The following is a 23121-nucleotide window of genomic DNA, read 5'->3' on the forward strand; positions in this document are numbered from 1 at the left end:
CCTTCCCGCAGGCCGTCAGCCCGCGAAGAATGCCCGGACCGATGCGATGACGCGCTCGACCTCGGCCTCCTCCAGATGCTCGCCCATCGGCAGGCTGAGCAACGTGGGCGCGATCGCGCTCGCGCGCACCGGCGCGTCAGCCGAACGCAGATAAGCATAGGCCTCCAGATCGTTGAGCGCGATCGGATAGTGGATGCCGCTTTCGATCCCCTCCGTCTTGAGGTGCGCGGCAAGCGCGTCGCGGCGATCGGTCCGAACGACGAACAGGTGGTAGGCGTGGCGAACGTTCGCGGACACGGTCGGAAGGGTAAGGCCCTCGATCCCCGCCAAGCCAGCGTGATAGGCGGCGGCGACCGCGTTGCGGCGATCCACCCACCCGTCGAGGTGTGGCAACTTCGCGCGCAGAATCGCCGCCTGCATACCGTCAAGGCGGCTGTTTCGGCCCTCGAACTTGTGGTCGTATTTGTCGATACGGCCATGATTGGCGATCATCCGACACTTCATCGCCAGATCGGCGTCGCTGGTCACGATCGCCCCGCCATCGCCATAGGCCCCGAGGTTCTTGCCAGGATAGAAGCTGAACGTGCCGACGTCGCCGATCGCACCGACGCGACGGCCGCGATGCTCGGCGCCATGAGCCTGCGCCGAATCCTCGATGATCTTGAGGCCGTGCGCGTCGGCGAGCGAGTTGATCCCGTCCATGTCGCAAGGCTGCCCATAGAGATGGACGCACATGATCGCCTTGGTCTTCGGCGTGATCCGCTTCGCTGCGTCGGCCACATCGATCAGCATCGTTTCCGGATCGGGCTCGCAGAACACGACGCGGTGGCCGGACCGGGTGACCGCCTCCGAGCTGGCGATAAAACTGTTAGCGGGAACCAGAATTTCGGACCCGGGCGGCAGGTCCAATGCCTCAAGGGCAATCTCGATCGCGTCGGTGCCGTTCCCCACCGCGATGCAGTGCGCGGCTTGCTGGAACTCCGCAAACGGATCCTCGAAGGGCTTCAGGTCGGGTCCGCCGATGAAGCTGGTGCGTTCGATCGTCCGTGCGATCGCGGCGTCGATGTCCCCCTTGATCGATTCATATTGAGCCGTGAGATCGAGAAACTTAACCATGTGTCTTCCTATCAATTCCGTCGGCGCAGATCAGCGCACAAACCGTTCCTTATACGCCTCGAACGCACTTCGAAGCGTGGATTGCTTCTCGGCGGGCATGCGCATGCGTGCCGGCCGCACCAAGTTTTCGTCGATGACGGGTCGCTCGGGCGCTGCCATGAGATGATCGAAGGCGAGCATCATCAGGATTTCGCTCTCGTAATGGCGACGCGCGAAGGACTCGAGATCGTCGTCCTTGAACAATGGGGTCGGCGCGACGGCGATCAGATCGCCGGCATCCGCCTGTTCGTCGATCAGGTGCAGCGTGTTTCCGATCGGCATCTGATCGAAGATCGCCCATTTAAACAGAATCGAGCCCGCGCACCAGCGGGATAATGCCCGGATGGCAGTTCAGCACCCGGCCACGGGTCGCGCGGACGAACGCTTCAGGCAGAATTCCCGCGCCAGCGATGAGGAACAGGTCGGCCCCGTCTGCAGGAATATCCTGCGCCCCACTCACCGCGACGAACTCCGCCCCAAGATACTCCGCCATCGCGGGGGTGGCGGAGCCGCCCAGCATGTCCGGCCGATGCGCGAACAGAATCTCACGCGACGGCCGGCTGACGAAGGGCAGTGCGTAAAAGACAAGGTTCCGATAGCCCGCCTGGTCCAGGCCGATCGCGAGTTGCTCGGTCTTCAGGTGACGCGCATCATAGGTGATGATGGCGATGCGCCGGTCGGCGCGATTGCGGTCCTGCACCCTCTGTCTCCGCCTGCTTGCTTCAGACGCGGCCCAGCCGGGCCATCTTCGGCTTGAAGCGCAGGTTCACCTCACGGCCGGTCTCGATGGATTCATAGATCGCCGAGATCAGCTCGAGGCTGCGGCGGCCCTTCATCCCGTCGACCAGTTGCGGCCCACCATTCTCGATCACATCGACGACATGCTCGTAATAAGCTTGGTGCCCGAAGCCATAGACGCTCGGCGGGTTGACCGAGTAATTCTGCACGACCTGCTCGTCGCCCGGCTGAGTCTCGACGAACGACCAGGTCTCCAGCTTGTTGACGGCGAAACCGCCGATCACCACCGATCCGCCCTCGCCTAGGATCGACAATGATCCCCTCGAGGTCCTTGGGGCGGGTGCCGCCGGTCGCCTCGATGACGCCGAGCGCGCCGCTTGCAAAGGTGAGGATCACCGCCGCGGTATCCTCGGCCTCCATCTCGACCAGGCGCGTAGCACTCATCGCGGACACCTTGACGACATCGCCCATCATCCATTCGAGCAGATCGACATGGTGGCTAGCCTGGTTGGTCAAGATGCCGCCATCCAGCGCCCAGGTGCCGCGCCATGAATCCTGGTCGTAATAGGATTGCGGACGGCACCAACGAACGCGGACCGTGCCCATCACCAGCTTACCGAAACGGCCCGCCTCAAGCGCTTCGCGCAGCTTCACCACGGGCACGTTGAAACGGTTCTGCTTGACCACGAACAGCTTCACGCCGGCCTTGTCGCACGCCTCGATCATCGCGTCGGCATCGGACAGAGTGAGCGCCATAGGCTTTTCGACGACGATGTGCGCGCCATAGGGCGCCAGCTCGATCACGTGGCGCGCATGGTTGCCGCTTTCGGTCAGCACAACGACGACATCCGGCCGGACCGTCTTCATCATCTCGTGCATGTCGGTGAACGCGGGAATGTCGAATTGTGCGCCGATCTTCTCAGCCTTCGCCGCAACCAAATCGCAGACGCCGGCGAGCTCGGCGCCCTTGATAACCTTTTCGCCGAGCAACTCGCTATGGCGCTTAGCGATCCGGCCGCACCCGACCAGGCAGAACTTGAGCATTTTCCCCCCACTACACTTCCCCACGGACACGCGGGTCTCTCACCCGCAAGTCGCTGTAGCTAAACATTCGCTTGACCAGCGTCAGACCTTCGAATCCGATCGCCGACCGTAGCCATAGCCATAGTCGTAGCCATAGCCATAGTCGGCGCGCTTCGCTTCGAACTTGGTCAGTAGTGCGCCCAGCACATGAGCGCGCGCGTCAGACAGGCGGGCAATCGCGATGTCAGCTGCGCCGGTCCGCGTCGCGTGCGACTGGACGACGAACACCGTGCCTTCGACGCGGCTGGCAATCAGCGGCGCGTCGGCCAGACCCATCACCGGCGGCGCGTCAATGATAACGTGATCGTAGCGCGCGGCTAGCTCGTCGATGAGGCGCCCGAGCCTGGGCCCGGTCAACAGTTCGGCGGCGTTCGGCGGCTGCGGGCCGGTCGATAGGAAATCGACGCCGTCGAAGTTGCGCTGGATAAGATCCTCGTCCAGCCCGGTCCCCGCGAGATAGTTGCTGAGCCCGCGGCGGTTCTCGGTCCCGAAGATGTGGTGAAGCGACGGGGAGCGCATATCCCCGTCGATCAGCAGGACGCGTTTGCTCGTGCGCCCAAGCGACCGCGCCAGCGCGTAGCTGCTGGTGGTCTTGCCTTCCGCAGGCCGCGTGCTAGTGATCATCAACGAGCGCGGGACGCCGTGATCGGTGGTGAAGGCCAGGCTGGTCTGCATCGACAGATAGGCCTCGACCAGCGACGACTTGGGATCACTCAACTCCCCGCGAGGATCGTCGGTATCGACCTTCGGGATCGTGCCAAGCAGCGGCACGCGGAGCAGGCGCTCCACATCCGTGGGCGAGGAGATCACATCCTCGATCTGGTCTAGGGCGAACGCGGCCGCGACGCCAACCATGCCGCCCAGGATGAGCGCAAGCAGCAGGTTGCGAATCAGATTCGGGCTCGACGGCCGCTCGGGGATCAGCGCCGGATCGACGACTGAAATATTGTTGACGCCGACACCGCCAGCGACGCCGATCTCCTTGTAGCGTTGGAGCAGCCCGTCGTAGAGCTGGCGGTTGGTGTCCACCTCGCGCTGGTAGATATTGTATTGGATCGTCCGGCTGCGCAGGTCGAGCATCTCGCTGCGCAGCACCGACACACGCGATGCCAGATCGGCTTCGCGAGCACGCGCCGCCTTGTATACATCCTGCAGCGTCGTGCGAACGCGCTGCTCCTCGCGCGCAATCGCGGCGTCGAGCTGGCTGACCTGTGCGGTCAGAGCCTGCACCTGCGGATAGTCGGAGGTGAACTGCGAAAGCAGCTTGGCGCGCTCGGCGGCCGCCTCGGCCCGCTTCTGGCGCATGCCGGTGATCCCTTGGTTCTGCAACGCCTCCGCAGTTGCATCGGCGGAATTGCGCAGACGCGCTTCGGCAGCGACGCGCGCCCCAGTCGCCTCGTTCAGCTCCTGGTTGAGCGCCGCGAGAGTCTCGGCGACGAGCGGACGTTCCGTGACCGCGCCCTGCGGCCCGTTCATCGAGCTTGTCGACGTGGGCAGATTCACGATGTTCTGCGCGGACGCATAGCGCACCAGTTCGCGCTCAGACTGCTCGAGCCGCTCACGCAGCTGTCCGAGCCGCTGCTCGAGGAAGTTGCGTGCGTAGGAGGTCGCCTCGAACCGCCGCGCCAGCGTCGTCTCGACGAACTGGCGTGTCCAGGCGTTGGCGATCTTGGCTGAGAAGATAGCGCTGGGAGTCGTCACGTCGATACGGACGAGGCGCGAAGCGCGCTCCGGCGCGACATTCACGATACCGAGCAATAACTCGCCTGCGGTACGGACCCGCTCCGCGCGCGCCGGCGCCGACCGCGCGCCGACGCCACCGGCACGGATCTTGTCCGCCGTCTCTAGCGCGCCGAACATCTCGAAAAATGCTGGATCGTCCTGAAGCCGCAGGCTAAGCACCACGCGCTGCGCGAGCGACTCGGACTTTAGGAGACCATATTGGGTCTGATAGAATTCTGCGTCGGCCGCCTGCGACTTGGGCTCTACACCCTCGACATTGACGATCTGGAAGCTGTCGCGCTGAATCTCGACCGTCGCCGATGCGGTATATTTGGGAGTGGTCAATAGGGTGGTGACGAGGCCTGCGATGAGGCTCGCCGCTATCGCGCCGATTATCACCCAGCGCCAGCGCTTCAGGATCCGCAGATAGGTGACGAGAGAGGGCAGGCGCGAGGGAGGCCCCCGGTCCGCCACTGGTGCCGTGTCCGAAATCAGGTGCCCACCCCCATTCGGAAGGTGACGGCTCAGCACGGCATCATTCATCGAAACATCCAGATCAAGACGGCGCAGATCAGCGCAGGAGATATACGAGTGGGGTCAGCAACACGCTAGCGCCCTGCACGATCACGGGCAGAAGGCGCCTGCTCGCCGACTCGCCCACGACGATAACATCGTTGGGATAGACTTCGGGATCCTGATAGGCGCCGATCCGAATCGCGCGGAGATCGTAAAGCGCGGCCATGCGCTGCTGCCCCACGGTGCGGAAGATTACGACTCGCTTTGCGTCGGCGAACTCGTTCGTCCCCTCGGCGCGCGCGACCGCACGCAGTAGCGTCGCGCGACCGACCAGCGGGTAGTTACCGGGCCGGCGCACTTCCCCATCAACGGTGACCACCTGGCTCAACATCTCCTTGATGTTGACGGTTACTTTCGGATCGCGGACCCCCCCCTTGCGCAGCTGCTCGGTAATGACCGCCGTCAGCTCGATCGGGGACTTTCCCGCTGCTTCGACCACGCCAGCGAGCGGGATCGAGACATAGCCGCCGCTATCGACGCGCACCTCGTCTCGGCTCAAGTCGGGAAGTCCAAATACCTCGATGGAAAGCTGATCGGACGGGCCGATGATATAGTCGCGCCGACCGGCCGCCTGATCGTCGCGTCGCGGCGCGGGAAGATCGCTCGCGCCGACGACCCGAACCACCCCGGTATCAACTAGCCCCGGGCCGGTCGAGCAGGCACCGAGTAGAAGCAGAGCGCTCACAGCCAAACGCATCAAAACTGGCCCCAATTCACAAAGTTAAGAATACAACCGTCTCGCATCGAGGCCAGCTCGTCACGAGCGCTCTAGTTCAATTACCGGCGGCGGTAAAGTGCGCCCCGCCACCCTTGCGGCGCGTTTCGGCACGCTCGGAATTCCCCAGGGAACCGCCAACGCAACAGCCAAGGCGGCCAGAGCCGCCAGGGCAGGCGTGCGTAACGGATAATCGACCAGGCTGGCAGCAAACAGGATGGCGACAATCGAAAGTCCAGCCAGCGCGGCGGCGCGCCTGCGGCTTCCGGCTGCGCCCCGTACGCTGTACATCACGCGAATCGCGAGCCAGGACAGAAACCCGGCCAGAATCGCGATTGCGGGCAGCCCGCCGGTGATCACGAGCTCGATCAGGTCATTATGCGCGTTGTTGAGATAGGTGGGGCGGAGCATGACCAGCGGCTCGTGCACGCGGAACACCAGGTCGAATGTTCCGAACCCGGTTCCGAGCGGATAGACCTGCTTGAGCAGCTCGACCAGATGCGGATAGGCCATCGCGCGCACATTCGCCGCGTCGCCGCCGAACAGCCTGCGGACCGCCGCCGTGTCCGAAATCAGATAGGCCGCGAGCGCAAGCGCAAGAATTGCAACCGATGCGATCGCGAGATGTCGGCCGCTCCATACCCGCTTTTTCCCGGCATCGGGACGGCCACAGGCAAAGACAAGCAGTGCGCCCGCCAGGCCCAGCGGCGCGAGCAACAGCGCGGCACGCGAACCGATGACCCCGATATTGGCGATCAGCAGCAGCATCCCTGCCGCCGCGACCGTATAAAGAGCGCGACGGCTGGGAGCGCGCTCCCAAGTCGCGGCGAGTAGCGCCACGACCGGCATCAAAGAGACCATGAACGCACCCTGATGGTTGCGGTTGGCGAAGAACCCCGACGCCGAAGTCTCGCTGACCACGCGATAGAGATAAAAGGCGCTCTTGTCCCCGCCGAGCAGCTGCGCCAGCCCGACCAAGACCGAAAGCAACGCGATCCCCAGAAGGTAGGGGAGCGTCGCGATCACTCGTTCGCCGGGCAACGAAGCCGACAGCACCAGAACCGAAGCGGGCACCGCAAGCCATGCAAGCGAAGAAAGGGTTAGATCGGGCGCGACGCTGATCGGGCGAGCACCCAATGGCAGCCCCGCAGCCTCGATGATCCGCACGAACGGCTCGCGACCCGGGACGGCGGTCCAGATCCCGGCGGGAAACGGAATTACCTGGGTAATCATCAGCATGGCCAGCGCCAGCAGCAACAGCATCGGCGCGCGGAACTCGCGCCAGCGCACCGGGCCGGGCACGAGCAGGCCGATCGTCGCGAACAGTATCGCAAGGGGTTGAACGACCGGTGCGCCGAACGCATCTCCGCGCGACGATCCGCCCATAACGGCTGCCAGCCCAATCAGCGCGATCAACAGGGAGAAGCGCAAGTGCTGGGGCCAGCTGCGCAGCATCGTCACCGGCTCCATGCGCGCCGCTCCTGTCCATCGGCGCTCGGCGCGACCGCCCCCCTCATTTCACGCGCTCCACGTTGATCGAGTCGATCCACGGCATCGATTCCTGCGATGGTGCACGCGAGGAAGCATTGACGATCAGCCACGCCCAGTCGCAACCGGCGGGTACGGCGAAGGCCGCCGGCGCCGAGCGCACGGTGGCTTCCCCGCGCGGCACGCGAACGACCACCCGATCGCGGCCCGGCTCGACCTTGTTGCATACGATCCGCACCTCGACATCGGGCGCGGTCGCGCCGAACCCTCCCGATTCGAGCGACAGCCGATACCGGCCGCCGCCCATCTTCAGGATCTGGCGAGCCACCTCGCCCGACCGGCCGCCATAGGCGGTGAGCGCGAGCGCGCGTCCGCCCTTGTCGTCCGGGCGGGCGACGACCGCGCTGCCGAGATCGATGTCGCCGACCAGCGCCCATTCGAAGACCGGCAAACGGCTTTCGCGCTCGAACCCGCCGTCCCGCAGGATCGAAGGCTTCAAGCCGGCCTGGTGATATGCCGAACTATAGACCCGCCAACCAAGGTCGATCGGCGCTTCCGACTTTGTCCGGAACGCCTCGCCATTCAGTCGGTTGAGGAACAGCTCGACCATCGGCCGATCCTCCTGCTTGCGCACGTCGAGCAGGCCATCGGCGATTTCGACTGCGGCCATTGGATCGCCGTCCGAAATGAGTTCAATCAGATAGTCGCGCCACCAATATTCGGGCTTCGTCACCATCAACTCGCAGAATCGCCACGCGCACTTCCGGATCGGCTGCGGCCGAGACCAGAATCGGGAAAAGCAGGGTGCGCGTCGTCCTGCTAGACCGCATGGCGAGGTTGTAGTGATGGAGCGTGCCGCGCAGATTGCCGGTGCGGCTGTTATATTCGAGCAGCCACAACTGGGTCAGGATGTCGCGGCGCGATATCCGTTCGGCCTGCCGCATGATCCGAAGCGCCCCCGCGGGATCGCCGGCAAGCTCGCGCTCGAACCCAAGCACGCGCAGGGCGGCGACATTGACGGGGCTGCGTAAGAAGGCTTCGCGCGCATCGTCGCGCGCCTTCATCCGCTGCTTCGCGTCCAGTCGAGTCGTCATCGCCATGGCCGCGACCGTCGCGCGCGACTGCGCGTCATAAGGAGAGACCTTTAGAGCGGCTTCTGGCGAGCGCTCGCGCAGGAAGTCGGTCACCGTTACCCGCGCCACGAATACCGTGAGCAACAGGCCGACGATCGCGACGATCAAACGGGTACGAAATTGCATCGCGGCGTCAGCGGCTCGGACGTCGGACGCAATCGGTATCGACAGCCATGCCACACGCCCCTTCACGTCGGTTCAAATCACTGACCGCACACCGAAACCGGCTGCCGTTCGCTGTGACCCTCTATGCCACGAAGCGATCTGGTTGCAAGGTGCCGGGTGACGTAAGGCCGTGGCTGCGAGCGGGGCGATCGCGGCATCGCGATTCGGGCGCGGGTTGAAATCCGACATTGCGGGGGGACGGGTTGAGCTTCGGGTCACAGGAGGAAGGACTTGCCTATCGGCCCGAGATCGACGGGCTGCGCGCGCTCGCCGTCCTGGGCGTGATGCTGTTCCACGGCAAGCTCGCCGGCGCGGAGGGCGGGTTCACCGGGGTCGATGTCTTTCTCGTCATCTCCGGTTATCTCATCACGGGCATCATCCTTCGAGATATGATGTCAGGCCGGTTTCGGTTTCGGGACTTCCTTCTGCGCCGCGCCCGCCGCATCTTTCCGGCACTCTTCACTGTGATTTTGGCAACCGCTCTGGCCGGCCTGCTGCTACCCACCGCAGAGCAGCTCGAGTCGCTCGGCCGGAGCGGGGTTGCCGCGCTCCTATTCCTCGCCAATGTCCATTTCTGGCGGGAGGGTCAGGGCTATTTCGACGATGCGGCGGAACTCAACCCGCTAATGCACCTGTGGAGCCTGTCTCTGGAGGAGCAGTTCTACCTGGTCCTGCCCCCCGCGCTGCTGCTCCTGCTCCTCCCGCGTTTTCGGCGCTATGCTACCCCGCTTTTGCTCGCCGCCGCGCTCGTCTCTTTCGCGCTCGCCGAACTTCTGTCCACCCGCATGCCCGCAGCAGCCTATTATCTGCTCCCGACCCGGGCGTCGGAGTTCCTCGCCGGATCGCTGCTCGCGATGGCGCCATCGGCAAAGGGCGCGGTCGAGACTCGACTTCATAAACTGCCCTTGGCCAGCATTGGAGTGGCGATGCTGCTGGCCCCCTATTTCCTGCTCGATGCGGACACGCCGTTCCCCGGGGTGGCCACGCTGCCCACCGTGATCGGGACGCTACTCGTACTGCGCTATGCGAACCCCGTCAGCGGAGTCGGGAGGCTGCTGGCTTCCCCACCCCTGGTCGCGCTCGGGCTTGTGTCCTACAGCACCTTCCTCTGGCACCAGCCGGTTCTTGCATTCGGTCGCGTGCTTCCCATGAATGCGCTAGGACCATTGGCGACATGCGCGCTGCTTCTGCTCGCAATCGCCCTCGGTGCGCTGACGTGGCGGATCGTCGAACAGCCGCTGCGTCGACCGGGGCGCGTGGGAACCAGGAGCTTCGTGATTGGATGCGGCCTGTTCTGGGCCGCCTGCGTCGCGCTGAGCGGATGGTTCGTCCTCGCAAATGGCGTTCCCGCGCGTCTCGGCGCGACGGCGCTGCGGCTCGGCGCCACGGCGCAGCAGGCCCGTGTCGCACAGAGTGCCTGCTACGTCGGCTTGCCTCCGGCGCGGAGTGTGGAACAGGCTTGCCGGACCGAACCCGCGGCCGCAGACGGCCCAAATGTAGCGATCATCGGCGACTCCCACGCCGCCGCGATCGCCCCGGCGATCGTCGATGCGGCGCGGCGCAACGGTGCAGGCACGCTCCTTCTCGCCAACTCCAGTTGCCCGCCGATCCGGGCATTTCGGCCGTTCCAGCCCGATCAGACACCCTGCCCCACGATGCTTCGATCTGCGTTCGCGCGAATCGCGGACGAAGCGTCGATCCGCACGGTCGTCCTAGCCGCGCGCTGGACGCTCTATTTCGAGCGCAGTTATCCCGACAACGGTGAGGGTGGGATGGAGACGGGCACACCGCTCCCTCCCGCTTCCGACGCCGATCTGGAGGCACTGGCCGCGTCGATCCGCGATACAGTGCGCTGGCTGATCAAACGGGGAAAGCGGGTGGTGATCGTCTATCCCGTTCCAGAGGCGGGATGGGATGTGCCACGATGGATGGCCAAGGCCCATCGGTATGGCGTCGGCGATCCCCAGCGGCTGTCGGTCTCGACCGCTTGGGTCGAGAACCGTTCGAGAGCGGCTCGACGGGCGCTCGATTCGCTGCCTGATCACCCGCGGCTGTTCAGGGTCGATCCCGCCAAGGGTCTGTGCGATCCCCAATCGGGTCGCTGCGCTCTCGTCCTCGATGGCGTCCCGCTTTATTTCGACGATGACCACCTGAGCGCGACGGGCGCGCGGGCAGCACTGTCGGCGGCTGCACCGGCGCTGGACTCCGCCATCGGGGATTCGGTTGCCAAGTGCGCGGACAGACAGCAAGAGCGCGGTGTGCGCAGCGCGGGGCGCGATCAAGTATGTCGGAACTGATCCAAGGCCGACACGGGGGAACAATGCAGCCTGACTATGATTTGGTCGTTGCCGGTGGCGGCATCAACGGCGTTGCGATCGCGCGCGATGCGGCCGGGCGCGGGGCGCGGGTGCTGCTGGTCGAACAGGACGACCTTGCGGCGCACACCTCGTCGGCCAGCACTAAGCTGATTCATGGCGGGCTTCGCTATCTCGAACATTATCAGTTCAGGCTGGTGGCGGAGGCACTGGCGGAGCGCGAGCGGCTGATGGGCGCGGCGCCCCACCTGATCCGCCCGCTGCGCTTTGCGCTGCCGCACGACCGCGCGATGCGGCCGGGCTGGATGATGCGGATCGGCCTCTTCCTCTACGACAGGCTCGGTGGACGCTCGAGCCTTCCCCGCTCGCGGGCGATCCCGTTTCGCGACACCCCCTATGGCACGCCGCTGAAGGCGGACGCCGCGCGTGGCTATCTCTATTCCGATTGCTGGGGAGACGATAGCCGCCTCACCCTCAGCTGCGCGCTCGATGCAGCGGCGCACGGCGCCCGAATCCGGGCGCGCACCCGACTGCGACAGGCACGCCGCATCGACGGTTACTGGCAGGTCGCGCTGGAGCGCAAGGACGGCGACACGGAGACGGTCACCGCGCGCTCACTCGTCAACGCGACGGGCGCCTGGGCCCAGCGTTTCCTGACCGAGCAGGCGGGCCTCGCTCCATCCGGCCGACTCCGGCTGGTCAAGGGAAGTCATATCGTGACGCCGCGCCTGTTCGACGGCGATCATGCTTATATGCTGCAGAACACCGATCGGCGGATCGTCTTCGTTATTCCATACGAGAGCCGCTTCACCTTGGTCGGCACGACGGACATCCCAGTGGACGGACCGATCGGCAAGGTCGCGATCGACGCCGGCGAGATCGACTATCTGTGCAGCTCGGTGAACCGCTGGTTCAACGCTCAAATCGGGCCGACGGACGTGGTCTCTGCTTATTCGGGGGTGCGCCCGCTCTATGACAACAATGCCGCCAGCCCGTCCGAGGTGAGCCGCGACTATGTCCTCGCGCTCGATACCGAGGCGGGCGCGCCGATCCTCTCCGTGTTCGGTGGCAAGATCACGACCCATCGCGCGCTGGCGGAGCATGCCATGGACAAGCTGTCGACGGCACTGCCGGACCTCGGCCCGGCCTGGACCGGCACCGCCATCCTTCCCGGCGGCGACCTCGGCTCCGAAGGGCTGGACGGACTGATGCGCGCGCTAGGCGAGACAGCGCCATTTCTCGACCCCTTCACCGTTCGACGCCTTGCCGAAAGCTATGGCACCATTGCGTTCGACATCGTCGGTAACGCACGAACGCTCACCGACCTTGGTGCCGCATTCGGCGCGGGCCTGACCGAGGCCGAGCTGAACCACCTGGTTGCCAACGAATGGGCATTGACTGCGGAGGACATCCTGTGGCGCCGATCCAAGCTCGGCCTGCATCTGACCGGCTCGGAGGTCGAAGCAGTCAGCGAATGGGTCGCGGCCCGGGTAAGGCCGCACGACGTCGCGCCTGCGCAGCCCAGCCTCTCGGCCCCCTAGAAAAGCCTTCGATCAGCGGCCCCTGGACTCGCCGTCCGGAGCGGGCGGAGCGCCGCCAGTTGCACCGCCCATCTGCTGCTGCATCATCTGCTGATAGACGCTCATCGGCAGGAATTCGAGCAGCTCGACCTCGAAGATCAGCAGTGAATCGGCCGGGATGATCTCACGCCCGGTGCGCGGATCGGCCTTGGTTTCGCTGCCATAGCCCAGCTCCGGTTTGATCCAGATGCGGTACTTTCCGCCCTTTTTCATCAGCTTGAGCGCTTCGGTGAAGCCCGGGATCATGCCAGCGACGGGGAGCGGGGTCGGCTGCTGGCTGGCGTCGAATTCCTCGCCGTTGCGCAGGCTGCCCTTGTAGTTGACCAGCGCGACGTCGCTGTCGGTCGGGCTGGCGCCGGTGCCCTCGGTGATCGTCTGGATCTGCAGGCCCGACGCGGTCTGCGTCACCCCCGCCTGCGATGCATTGCGGGCAAGGAAGGTCGCATTGTCGGCGCGCTCGGCGACGACCTTGTCCGTTCCGACCCAGGCAAGCGCCACCGCGCCCGCAATCGCCACGACGATCCCCAGCCAGAGCCAGACGAGATAGCTGCGCCTGGTCGGCGGAATCGGCACGGCGGTGACGGACGACATGAGTCAGCTATCCTGAAGCGGCCGGCCCGCGGCGCGGCGAAAGGTCACAAAAGTCGCACTGTCGGCACGCATCGCGCGCCGACAGCAGATCGGGCCTTAACGGGCGCCGTCGCGCTCCATGCGCTTGCGCTCCAGCTTGCGCGCACGGCGCACAGCTGCGGCACGCTCACGCGCGCGCTTTTCGCTGGGCTTCTCGTAATGACGGCGCAGCTTCATCTCGCGATAGACGCCCTCACGCTGCAGCTTCTTCTTGAGCGCCCGCAGCGCCTGGTCGACATTATTGTCGCGAACGATGATTTGCATAAGTCCGTCTCAACTCCAGAATCTTATTCAATAGAACAGGGGTCGCCGAAGCTCCTGCCCCGGGCGTTGGGACGCGCCCCTAGCAAAGGGCTAATGAAAAGACAAGGCAAAGCGTCGCATTCGACGCCTTTTAGCGACACCGATGGATTCTCGGCAGTCGCCTGACCGGGGCAGCCTTCCTATAGCGCATTTATCGCATGACGCAGCTAGGCGCTTACGATAATCTGGAGCCGTCATGCGCCTGTTTCACTTTCGTTCGCAACGCCTTACGGCGACCGCCGCAACCCTGGCCCTGTTGTCCGCATGCGGCGGCGGCAGTGGGTCGATCAGCACGGGCGGAGGCGGAACGGGTTCCGCGCCCACCCCGACGCCGTCCGGTACATGCTCGCTGAGTTCACGCCAGTCCTGGGCGGCGCAGCAGCTCAACGAATGGTACCTCTTCCCCGAGACATTGCCCGCGAGTCTCAGCGCGACGCCCTATACCACGGTGCAGGGCTATATCGACGCGCTGACGGCCACCGCGCGATCCCAGAACAAGGACCGGTATTTCACCTACATAACGTCGATCGCCGAGGAGAATGCCTATTACAATTCCGGCTCCAACGCCGGTTTCGGCTTTCGCCTGATCCTCGATTCGACGGCACGGCGGCTGTTCATCGCCGAAGCGTTCGAGGGCGCGCCAGCGTTTGCGGGCGGCATCGACCGGGGGACTGAAATCACCGCAATCGGTGCGGATACGGGGTCTTTACGCAATGTCAGCGACATCCTCGCGAGCGAGGGCACAGCCGGACTCAACGCGGCGCTCGATCCGATGACGCGAACGTTCCGATTCTTCACACGTGGTTCCGCGACGCCGCAGACGGTTACGATCACCAAGGCAGACTATACGCTGACCCCGGTTTCGGCGCGCTATGGTGCCAAGGTCATCGACGATGGCGGCAAGAAGGTCGGGTACATCAACCTGCGTACCTTCATCAACACCGCCGAATCGCCCCTGCGCGCCGCCTTTGCCAATTTCAGGTCGCAGGGGATCACCGAAGTAATCATCGACCTGCGCTACAATGGCGGCGGCCTCGTCTCGATCGCCACGCTGATCAATAATCTGCTGGCGCGCGACAAGACGACCACCCAGGTCGCGAACTACACGACATTTCGCGCGTCGAAGGCTTCGAACAATGAAACCGCCTTCTTCAGCCCGCAGCCCGAATCGATCGCACCCACACGGATCGCCTTTATCGGCACGAGTGGTAGCGCGTCGGCGAGCGAGCTGGTGATGAACACCTTCATCCCCTATCTGGGCAACCGCGCAGCGCTGGTCGGAACCAACACATATGGCAAGCCTGTCGGCCAGATCGCAATCGACCGCAGCGCGTGCGACGACCGGCTGCGCGTGGTCGCCTTCGCCACCGAAAACAGCGCGCGCCAGGGTGCATATTATACCGGCCTCGCCGGGTTCATGGGCGCGACCTGCCAGGCGGGCGACGACATCACCCGACCGCTGGGCGATCCCCAGGAAGCTTCGGTAAAGGCTGCACTCGACTTCCTCGGCGGACGGGCATGTACCCCGATCGGAGCGGTCGCGACGATGTCGATTGACCGTACGCCGGTTCAGTCGATCCGCTTCGACCTGCTCAGCCCGGAGCGCCCGAACACGGCCCAGCGCGAGTTGCCCGGATCCTTCTGACCCTCGCGCGGGGGCGTTTCCGTCGCCCGCGAACCGATCCGCTCTTGTCTGCTACGCGCAAATTGGGTTCACCATTGTGAGCCTGGGGAGGAACTGCGCATGAAGCCGAACAATGCGATCGACACGCGCCAGCGGTTCAAGTCGATCTTTGGCGGGTCGGCGGGCAATCTGGTCGAATGGTATGACTGGTACGCCTATGCCGCGTTCAGCAGCTTCCTCGCCCCGCATTTCTTTCCCAAGGGCGATCCACTGGCACAGGCGCTCAACGTCTGGGCGATCTTTGCGGTCGGCTTTTTCATGCGGCCGATCGGCGCGTGGCTGATGGGCATTTACGGCGACCGGCGCGGGCGCAAGGCGGGGCTGACGCTGTCGGTGACGCTGATGTGCGGCGGATCGATGCTGATCGCGGTGACCCCCGGCTATGACAGTATCGGCGCGTGGGCAACCGTATCGCTGGTCGTCGCGCGGCTGATGCAGGGACTGTCGGTCGGCGGCGAATATGGCGCGAGCGCGACCTATCTGTCGGAAATGGCGGGGCGCGAGCGGCGCGGTTTCTATTCCAGCTTTCAATATGTGACCTTGATCTCTGGCCACCTGGTCGCGCTCGCGGTGCTGTTGCTGCTGCAATGGTCGATGGCGGAGAGCGCGCTGGCCGAATGGGGCTGGCGCATCCCATTCTTCATCGGCGGGGTGCTCGCGGTCGGCGTGTTCTGGCTCCGCCGCAATCTCCCCGAGACCGAAAGCTTCGCCAATCGCAGCACGGCGGCGGAGGACAGGTCCAGCTTCGGCGGCCTGTTCCTGCGCCACCCGCGCGAGGCGGCGCTGGTGATGCTGCTGACCGCCGGCGGTACGCTCGCCTTCTATGCCTATTCGGTCTACCTGCTCACCTTCCTCAGCGGCACCGGCGCCTTTACCAAGCAGGTCTCGACCCAGATCAGCGCCGCCGCTTTGTTCGTGTTCATGTGTATCCAGCCGCTGGCGGGCGCCCTTTCCGACCGGATCGGGCGCAAGCCGCTGATGGTCGGCTTCGGCGTGCTCGGCGTCCTCTTCACTTGGCCGATCTTCACCACGATCGAAACCGTCCAGACTCCGCTCACCGCCTTCCTGATCATGTCGGGCGCGCTGGTGATCGTCACCGGCTACACGTCGATCAACGCGGTGGTAAAGGCGGAGCTGTTCCCCGCGCATATCCGCACGCTCGGGGTGGCCCTGCCCTATGCGCTCGCCAATGCGATCTTCGGCGGCACCGCGCCCTATGTCGCCCTGTGGTTCAAGGATCAGGGGATGGAGCGCGGCTTCTACTGGTATGTCACCGCGATGATCGGCGTATCGCTGGTCACCTATCTGATGATGCGCGACACGCGGGTGCATTCGAAGATATTGGAGGACTGACCCCGCCCCTCTTCCGTCATGCTGAACTTGTTTCAGCATCCACCATTCCCCACGCGACTGAGCCGCTGGTGGCGCTGTGGATCCTGAAACAAGTTCAGGATGACGATGGAAAAGGGACGAGCGATTCCCCTATCTCTCAAACAACGCTAAAGCCCCCCGATGACTCCCGTGCTCAACGTCCATCGTTCGATCCTCGGCCAAGCATGGCGCTGGCGGGGGTTGGCGGCGGATGCGCGCGACCCCAGCTTCGCGCCCGACGATCTGGTCACCCAGCTGCTGCTGACGCGCGGCTGCCCGCGCGAGGAGCTGGAGGCGCATCGCAACCCCAGCATCCGCGCCTTCATGCCCGACCCATCGATCTTCCGCGACATGGACCGCGCCGCCGAACGCGTCGCCGATGCGGTGCAGCGCGGCGAGCAGGTCACGGTGTTCGGCGATTACGACGTCGACGGCGCGACCTCCGCCGCGCTGCTGATCCGCCTGCTCCGCGATCTCGGCCTCGATCCCAAAGCCTATATCCCCGACCGGCTGATGGAGGGCTATGGCCCTTCGGGCGAGGCGCTGGTGCAACTGAAGCGCGACGGCGCCGACCTGATCGTGACCGTCGATTGCGGTGCGATGGCCTATGACGCGCTGGCCGAGGCCAAGGCGGTCGGCGCGGAGGTGATCGTCGTCGACCACCATAAATGCGCCTCCGAACTCCCGGTCGCACTGGCGCTGGTCAACCCCAACCGGCTCGACGAGGATGAGGGGGCAGCGCACGGCCATCTCGCCGCGGTCGGCGTCGCCTGGCTGCTCGGCGCGGCTTTGGTCCGCGTGCTGCGCGGGCGCGGCTTCTTCGCTAACCGGGCCGAGCCGCGCCTGCTCGACCTGCTCGACCTGGTCGCGCTCGGCACCGTCGCCGATGTCGCGCAGCTGAAGGGCCTCAACCGCGCCTTCGTCGCGCAGGGGCTCAAGGTGATGGGCCAGCGCCGCAATATCGGCATGAACGCGCTGATCGAGGCGAGCCGCCTGACCCGCGCGCCGACCTGCACCGATCTCGGCTTCGCGCTCGGCCCGCGCATCAACGCCGGCGGACGCGTCGGCAAGTCGGACCTGGGCGTGCGCCTGCTGACCACCGAGGATGCCGACGAAGCGCGCACCATCGCCGAAGAGCTGAACCGCCTCAACGAGGAACGCCGCGCGATCGAGGCTGAGGTCCAGCAATCCGCCGAAGCGATGGAGCCCGAAGGTGCGGTCGCGGTCGTCGCCGCACGCGGCTGGCACCCCGGGGTGATCGGCATCGTCGCCGGCCGGCTCAAGGAAAAGCATGGTCGCCCGGCAATCGTCATCGCGATCGGCGAGGACGGGATCGGCAAGGGCTCCGGCCGCTCGATTTCGGGCGTCGATCTCGGCGCGGCGATCATCGCGGCCAAGGAGGCCGGGCTGCTGATCGCTGGCGGCGGCCATGCGATGGCGGCGGGCGTCACCGTTGCCGAGGACCAGATTCCGGCATTCGTCGCCTTCCTCAACGCCAAGCTCGCCGATGCGGTCGAGCGGGCATCGGGCGATCGCGCGCTATTGCTCGATGCAGTGCTGGCACCGGGCGGGGTCAATCCCGACCTCGTCACCGCGATGGAGGCGGGCGGCCCCTATGGCATGGGCTGGCCCGCGCCGCGCGTCGTCGCCGGGCCGGTGCGCCTGATCAAGTGCGACGTGGTCGGCAACGGCCATGTCCGTGCGATCGTCGCGGGAGATGACGGACGCAGCATCAAGGCGATGGCCTTCCGCGCCGCCGACACCCCGCTCGGCCTCGCCCTGCTCGGCGCACCGCGCGATCGCAGGCTTTGGATCGCGGGCCGCGCGAAGATCGACGACTGGGGTCCGCGTCCGGCCGCCGAAATCCATCTCGACGATGCAGCCTGGGCGGAGTGAAGCGCGAAGCCATCAGCTTCGCCCGCGCCTCAGCCCTTGCCGACGCCAACGAGCGTAAAGCCCGCAGCCTCCGCTTCCTTGGCTGGATAGATGTTGCGCAGGTCGACCAACAGCGGCTGGCTTAGCTCGCTCTTCATCCGCTTGAGGTCGAGCGCCCGGAACTCGTCCCATTCGGTCACGATGACCAGCGCATCGGCACCCTGCGCCGCCGCATAGGGGCCGTCGGTGAACTCGACATCCTTGAGCAGCGGCCGGGCCTGTTCGACGCCCTCAGGGTCATAGGCGCGGATCGTGGCCCCCGCGTCCTGCAACGTCTGGATCACCGCGATCGACGGCGCATCGCGCATATCGTCGGTATTCGGCTTGAAGGTCAGGCCAAGGATCGCGACCGTCTTGCCGCGCACGTCGCCCCCATTGCCTTGATCACCTTGCGGCCCATCGCCCGCTTGCGATGATCGTTGACCTGGACCGTCGCCTCGACGATCCGCAGCGGCGTCTCGTTATCGTCGGCGGTCTTGAGCAGCGCCAGCGTGTCCTTGGGGAAGCACGACCCGCCATAGCCCGGACCGGCATTCAGGAACTTGCGCCCGATGCGATTGTCCATGCCGATGCCGCGCGACACCTCCTGCACGTCCGCGCCGACCTGTTCGCACAGGTCCGCGATTTCGTTGATGAAGGTGATCTTGACCGCCAGAAAGGCGTTGGCGGCGTATTTGATCAACTCGGCGGTGCGGCGGCCGGTGAACATGACAGGTGCCGACTGGTTGAGCGAAAGCGGACGATAAATGCCGCGCATCACATCGCTGGCGCTCTCGTCTTCGCTGCCGACCACGACGCGATCGGGACGCTTGAAGTCCTCGATCGCGGCGCCTTCGCGCAGAAATTCCGGGTTGGATACGACGCGGATCCCCTTGTCGGGGGCGATGCGCGCGACGATCCGCTCGATCTCGTCGCCGGTACCGACCGGCACGGTCGACTTTGTGACGATCACGGTCGGGCCATCGGCGGCGGCGGCGATCTCCTCGGCCGCTGCATAGACATAGGACAGGTCGGCATGGCCATCGCCGCGCCGGCTCGGCGTGCCGACCGCAATGAACACCGCGTCCGCGCCCTTGACGCCCTCCGCGATATCGGTGGTGAAGGACAGCCGCCCGCCCTTGACGTTCGACGCGACCAGTTCGGCCAGCCCCGGCTCATAGATCGGCATCACATTCTGATGCAGCAGCCCGATCTTGCGCGCGTCCTTGTCGACGCAGACGACATCATGACCGAAGTCGGAAAAGCAGGCGCCCGACACCAAGCCAACATACCCCGTGCCGATCATCGCGATGCGCATCGAACAAACCTCCGAAACGATTTTCAATCCGCGCACGAACAGCGCGACAGGGCACAATTGCCGCCATCGCGCTATGGCCGTTTTGCGGGTCCGTCTACCGGAATTTCGCCAGATCAGGCGAGGTTGACGTCGAGTCTGCGGCCGCGACGCGCCGACCAGACACGGCTCCAGCGATAAACTTGAAACCCGTCGCTTACCCTCTTGACCCGGCAAAGCACTGCGCCTAACGGACGCCCTCGCCTCACGGCCCCTTCGTCTAGCGGTTAGGACGCGGCCCTTTCACGGCTGAAACACGGGTTCGATTCCCGTAGGGGTCACCATCCGCAGGCTTTGCGGATTTCAGGCTTTCCGCCAATTTGGCGCATACCCCGACAGCAGCTCGATTTAGCCCCGGTGACGTGAACCGGCGCGCTCTCTGGCGACATGCCGAGCACTCATCACCTCACTATTCGTCAGACGGTATTCCAGCGGACGGTGGAGCCGCCAGAGCGGGCGTGGGTCGGCGCCGTCAAAAGCGCCATCCCAGCTTTGCCGACGCGCTCTGTTCCTCCACGCCCTCAGCGAAGCGTCCGGTATATTCGAGACGCAGGATCGCACCCAACATCCCCGTCACCTCCACGCCTCCGCTAAAATTATAGAGCGGGCCATTTAACTCTGCGGATGCGGCGAATGGAGCGATTCCGCCGGGAGCGCCCGCAAGCGCGGCGGAAATGCTCAGTTGGGCCTTTTCGAAGAGGGTGGCACCGACCGAAATGAGGGGACGAATGCGCGCCTTGCCGATGTCGAGCGTCATACCCGCCTCTATTGCCGGGGTGAAGGCGAAGAGCGATTCCGATTGTCTCGGCAGGACCAGCGACAGCGCCCCGGAACCTGCCTCAGTAATCGGGCCATTGCGGACCAAGCTCAGGTCGAAGTCGGCGCGTGGCGCGATCGTCACGCTGCCGAACGAGAGGCCATAGGCGACCCTGGCCCGGAGAGTATAGGTATCGAACTTGCCCGAGCTCGAAGAGATGGCGGGAACTGTCGCCGACACGATCCTGGCAGTGGTCGCCTGACCCAGCGCTGCGGCGACGGTGAAGGAGCCGACAAAGCGGCCGGTCATGTATTTTGCCGTTCCCGCGAGCAGTGTCCGCTCAATCGCGCCAGTGGCCCGGTTGGGCTGAACGAAGTCCCCGGTCTCGTACCCGCCCGCTGCGCCGAGCACCCAATTGTCACCCAGCTTGAACTGGACGCCCCCACTCACGCTCTGCGCGTCTTCGCGAAAGCCGACGGTGGCGGGCGTTGCGTCCGCGGCAAAGTTGCGGTCGTTGCCGAGGATCCAGGCGCAACTCGCCTCGCGCAGCGGCGTGTCATTGGAGCTGTCACGACAACTCAGCACCGCGTCGGCGAACTGTGCGGTTGCGCGCACACCCAGCCAGCGCTGGGCAGCATAAGGCTCGGGCGTCAGGGTCTCGAGGGCGGCCTTGTAGTCGGCTGGCACGGTCATGTTGGCGAGCGGCGTCAGCAGCATGCTGAGACCTGCGCCATTGGTGATCGCGGCGGCGTCAAGGTGCCCGCCCAATGCCTGTTCATCGGCGTTGAGCCCGGCCGGGTTGGTGCCGCGCAACCCGAAATCGAATCGCGCGTCGAGAACCACATTCTGTCCTATGGCGCTCGCCGACCAGTCGACTGCCAGCGTATCGCGGACCGACACGCCGGCGACGCTTGCGCTTGATCCAGTGAGGATCGTCACGGGTGCCCAGGCACCGGCAAAGGCGTCGACCGTCGGGCGAACCTGGCCCGATATCGCCACCGCCCCCGTCGCGGCGATTCGGTCCGATGCCCCGCCGATCCGGATATCCAGATCGAGCGCGCCGCCCGTTGTCTGCGTATATCCGCCGGTGAGCGTGGTGGTCTGGATCAGGCCATAGCCACCCGGCGCAATCGTCCCGGCATTGGAGAGCGTGCCGCCCCTGAGCGTCACGTGGCTGCCGGGGAGAAAAAGCCCGCCCATCAGATTGGCGAAATCGCTGCGCACGCCCTCGCCTGCCAGCACATTGCCGATGACAGTACCAGCGTTTGAGATCGTCGTCCGCGCAAAGCCGGCATCGTCGGTCACGCGGATCGCAACGCCGCTCTGGGCCGAAACGCTGGCACCCGGGCCGATGGTGATCGTGTTGAGATTGCCATTGGCGACCCGGATCCCTGCCCCGTCTCCGCCGCCACCGCGATAGTCGCCACCGGCGACCCTGACCGAAACATCGCCGCCAGCCTGGCGCTTTCCAGCGTCGGGCATGCCTGCGACGCTCTGCGCCCAGATCGCGCTGGCATTGTTGCCGGTCGCGCTGATCCCGCCGCTGTGCGTTACATCGACGATGCCGGCAGTCCCGAAGTTGCCGACGCTGCCAAAGATCAGATCGGCAACGCCGGAGATTTGCGGGTTCTCGCCGGGCGGCACGCCCGTGAAATCGGCGAGCAGAATCGAGCCGTGGATGCCGCCCCCGCCGCCAACGCTCTGGGCAAATATGCCGTGCGCGCCGGCGCCAGTCGTGACGATCGCGCCCATGCCGTCGACGATCACGTCACCGCCATTGCCACCCTTGCCGTTCATCCCGTCGACCTGGACGAAGCCCGCCCACACTGCGGGCACCAGTTGCTGGCCGAGCACGCTGAGCGGCAGCGTGGTGACATCGCCGCCGATGCCGCCGCCTCCGCCCACGCTTTGCGCAAGCACGCCATAGGCGCCTGCGCCCGAGGTCATGATCGTGCCGTTAAAGGCAACCAGGACCGCGCCTCCATCGCCCTCGCCCGTGCCGTCGCCCGCGACGCTGATCTTGCCCATGATGTTGTTGCTGGCATCGCCGCCAAAGCCGCCGCCGCCGCCCACGCTCTGTGCGAAGATCGCATGCGCGGTCTTGCCGTGCGTGACGAGGGTGCCTGCATGATCGACCATCACCGCATTGCCGTCGCCATTGGCACCGCCCGTGCCGCCGATGCTGAGGTTGATCGAACCGAAGCCGCCGACCCCCGAGCCGTCGCCGCCCTGACCGCCAGTCAGGTCCGCTCCCCGTATCGGCAAAGCCGCCGCCCCCACCGACGCTTTGCGCCATGATCGCGAACGCGTTGCCACCATAGGTGACGATGCTGCCGGTGTTGATCACCGTGACCGCGCCGCCGTTGCCCGACGCGCCGCCCTCACCGCCGACCCCGACCGAAGCGCCGAACGCGGCGGTCAGCGGAATTCCGGTCGCA

The 23121-nt window shown here is 65.4% G+C and carries 17 protein-coding genes, 1 tRNA gene and 2 pseudogenes; 6 read left to right on the top strand and 14 right to left on the bottom strand.

The window, feature by feature from the left end; all coding sequences use genetic code 11:
• Window positions 1-15: 15 nt before the first annotated feature.
• The 10 genes and pseudogenes from LRS08_RS05710 to LRS08_RS05755 all read right to left on the bottom strand — a co-directional run bounded on the left by LRS08_RS05710 (window position 16) and on the right by LRS08_RS05755 (window position 8718).
• Window positions 16-1116 (bottom strand): DegT/DnrJ/EryC1/StrS aminotransferase family protein, encoded by a 1101-nt coding sequence (locus LRS08_RS05710; RefSeq protein WP_260481428.1) that lies wholly within the window; start codon window positions 1114-1116, stop codon window positions 16-18.
• A 30-nt stretch (window positions 1117-1146) separates the two neighbouring features.
• Window positions 1147-1437, bottom strand: a complete 291-nt coding sequence (locus LRS08_RS05715; protein WP_257844555.1) for a hypothetical protein — start codon at window positions 1435-1437, stop codon at window positions 1147-1149.
• 19 nt (window positions 1438-1456) lie between these two features.
• Window positions 1457-1855, bottom strand: a complete 399-nt coding sequence (locus LRS08_RS05720) for a hypothetical protein (protein ID WP_257844554.1) — start codon at window positions 1853-1855, stop codon at window positions 1457-1459.
• Window positions 1856-1877: 22 nt separating this feature from the next.
• On the bottom strand, window positions 1878-2180 hold the full coding sequence (locus tag LRS08_RS05725; protein ID WP_312026665.1) for a Gfo/Idh/MocA family oxidoreductase: 303 nt from the start codon (window positions 2178-2180) through the stop codon (window positions 1878-1880).
• A gap of 100 nt (window positions 2181-2280) precedes the next feature.
• Window positions 2281-2937: pseudogene (locus LRS08_RS05730) on the bottom strand (Gfo/Idh/MocA family protein); the annotation flags it as partial.
• 81 nt (window positions 2938-3018) lie between these two features.
• Entirely contained in the window at window positions 3019-5241 is a 2223-nt protein-coding gene (locus LRS08_RS05735) for a GumC family protein (protein ID WP_257844552.1), read from the bottom strand.
• A 28-nt stretch (window positions 5242-5269) separates the two neighbouring features.
• The gene (locus tag LRS08_RS05740) at window positions 5270-5899 is read right to left on the bottom strand and encodes a polysaccharide biosynthesis/export family protein (RefSeq protein ID WP_260481430.1); all 630 of its coding nucleotides are present in this window, start codon (window positions 5897-5899) and stop codon (window positions 5270-5272) included.
• Between the two features lie 132 nt (window positions 5900-6031).
• Window positions 6032-7459, bottom strand: coding sequence for an O-antigen ligase (locus LRS08_RS05745; RefSeq protein WP_257844550.1), 1428 nt, complete (start codon window positions 7457-7459; stop codon window positions 6032-6034).
• 43 nt (window positions 7460-7502) lie between these two features.
• A complete protein-coding gene (locus LRS08_RS05750; protein ID WP_260481431.1) occupies window positions 7503-8213 on the bottom strand; it encodes a hypothetical protein in 711 nt (236 codons plus the stop codon).
• Window positions 8170-8718, bottom strand: coding sequence for a M48 family metallopeptidase (locus tag LRS08_RS05755; protein WP_260481432.1), 549 nt, complete (start codon window positions 8716-8718; stop codon window positions 8170-8172). Before LRS08_RS05755 ends, LRS08_RS05750 begins: the two co-directional genes overlap by 44 nt.
• A gap of 260 nt (window positions 8719-8978) precedes the next feature.
• Here LRS08_RS05755 and LRS08_RS05760 point away from each other — a divergent pair, with 260 nt between their 5' ends.
• Together LRS08_RS05760 and glpD are read left to right on the top strand one after the other, a co-directional pair.
• A complete protein-coding gene (locus LRS08_RS05760) occupies window positions 8979-11072 on the top strand; it encodes an acyltransferase family protein (protein ID WP_257844548.1) in 2094 nt (697 codons plus the stop codon).
• 23 nt (window positions 11073-11095) lie between these two features.
• Window positions 11096-12631: a glycerol-3-phosphate dehydrogenase gene (gene glpD, locus LRS08_RS05765; RefSeq protein ID WP_257844547.1), complete on the top strand. Its 1536-nt coding sequence runs from the start codon at window positions 11096-11098 to the stop codon at window positions 12629-12631.
• Between the two features lie 12 nt (window positions 12632-12643).
• Here the strand turns inward: glpD and LRS08_RS05770 are convergent, their stop codons facing one another.
• Window positions 12644-13261, bottom strand: a complete 618-nt coding sequence (locus LRS08_RS05770; RefSeq protein ID WP_257844546.1) for an FKBP-type peptidyl-prolyl cis-trans isomerase — start codon at window positions 13259-13261, stop codon at window positions 12644-12646.
• Between the two features lie 96 nt (window positions 13262-13357).
• Complete coding sequence (rpsU, locus tag LRS08_RS05775) at window positions 13358-13564, bottom strand: 30S ribosomal protein S21 (protein WP_010162663.1); 207 nt, start codon at window positions 13562-13564, stop codon at window positions 13358-13360.
• A gap of 235 nt (window positions 13565-13799) precedes the next feature.
• On the opposite strand from rpsU, the gene LRS08_RS05780 reads away from it, so the two are divergent.
• The 3 genes from LRS08_RS05780 (at window position 13800) to recJ (ending at window position 18554) form a co-directional block, all read left to right on the top strand.
• Window positions 13800-15248: a S41 family peptidase gene (locus LRS08_RS05780; RefSeq protein WP_257844545.1), complete on the top strand. Its 1449-nt coding sequence runs from the start codon at window positions 13800-13802 to the stop codon at window positions 15246-15248.
• Window positions 15249-15347: 99 nt separating this feature from the next.
• Window positions 15348-16640 carry an MFS transporter gene (locus LRS08_RS05785; protein WP_257844544.1) on the top strand — a complete coding sequence of 431 codons (1293 nt, stop codon included), beginning with the start codon at window positions 15348-15350 and terminating at the stop codon, window positions 16638-16640.
• 159 nt (window positions 16641-16799) lie between these two features.
• Entirely contained in the window at window positions 16800-18554 is a 1755-nt protein-coding gene (gene recJ, locus LRS08_RS05790) for a single-stranded-DNA-specific exonuclease RecJ (protein WP_257844543.1), read from the top strand.
• A gap of 29 nt (window positions 18555-18583) precedes the next feature.
• Here recJ and LRS08_RS05795 read toward each other — a convergent pair.
• Window positions 18584-19890, bottom strand: a pseudogene (locus tag LRS08_RS05795) (UDP-glucose dehydrogenase family protein).
• Between the two features lie 245 nt (window positions 19891-20135).
• Here LRS08_RS05795 and LRS08_RS05800 point away from each other — a divergent pair.
• Window positions 20136-20210: transfer RNA gene (locus tag LRS08_RS05800), tRNA-Glu, on the top strand.
• 188 nt (window positions 20211-20398) lie between these two features.
• Here LRS08_RS05800 and LRS08_RS05805 read toward each other — a convergent pair.
• A complete protein-coding gene (locus tag LRS08_RS05805) occupies window positions 20399-22948 on the bottom strand; it encodes an autotransporter domain-containing protein (protein ID WP_260481434.1) in 2550 nt (849 codons plus the stop codon).
• Window positions 22949-23121 lie beyond the last annotated feature (173 nt).

The sequence above is a fragment of the Sphingomonas sp. J315 genome, assembly GCF_024666595.1.
Classification (GTDB): Bacteria; Pseudomonadota; Alphaproteobacteria; order Sphingomonadales; family Sphingomonadaceae; genus Sphingomonas.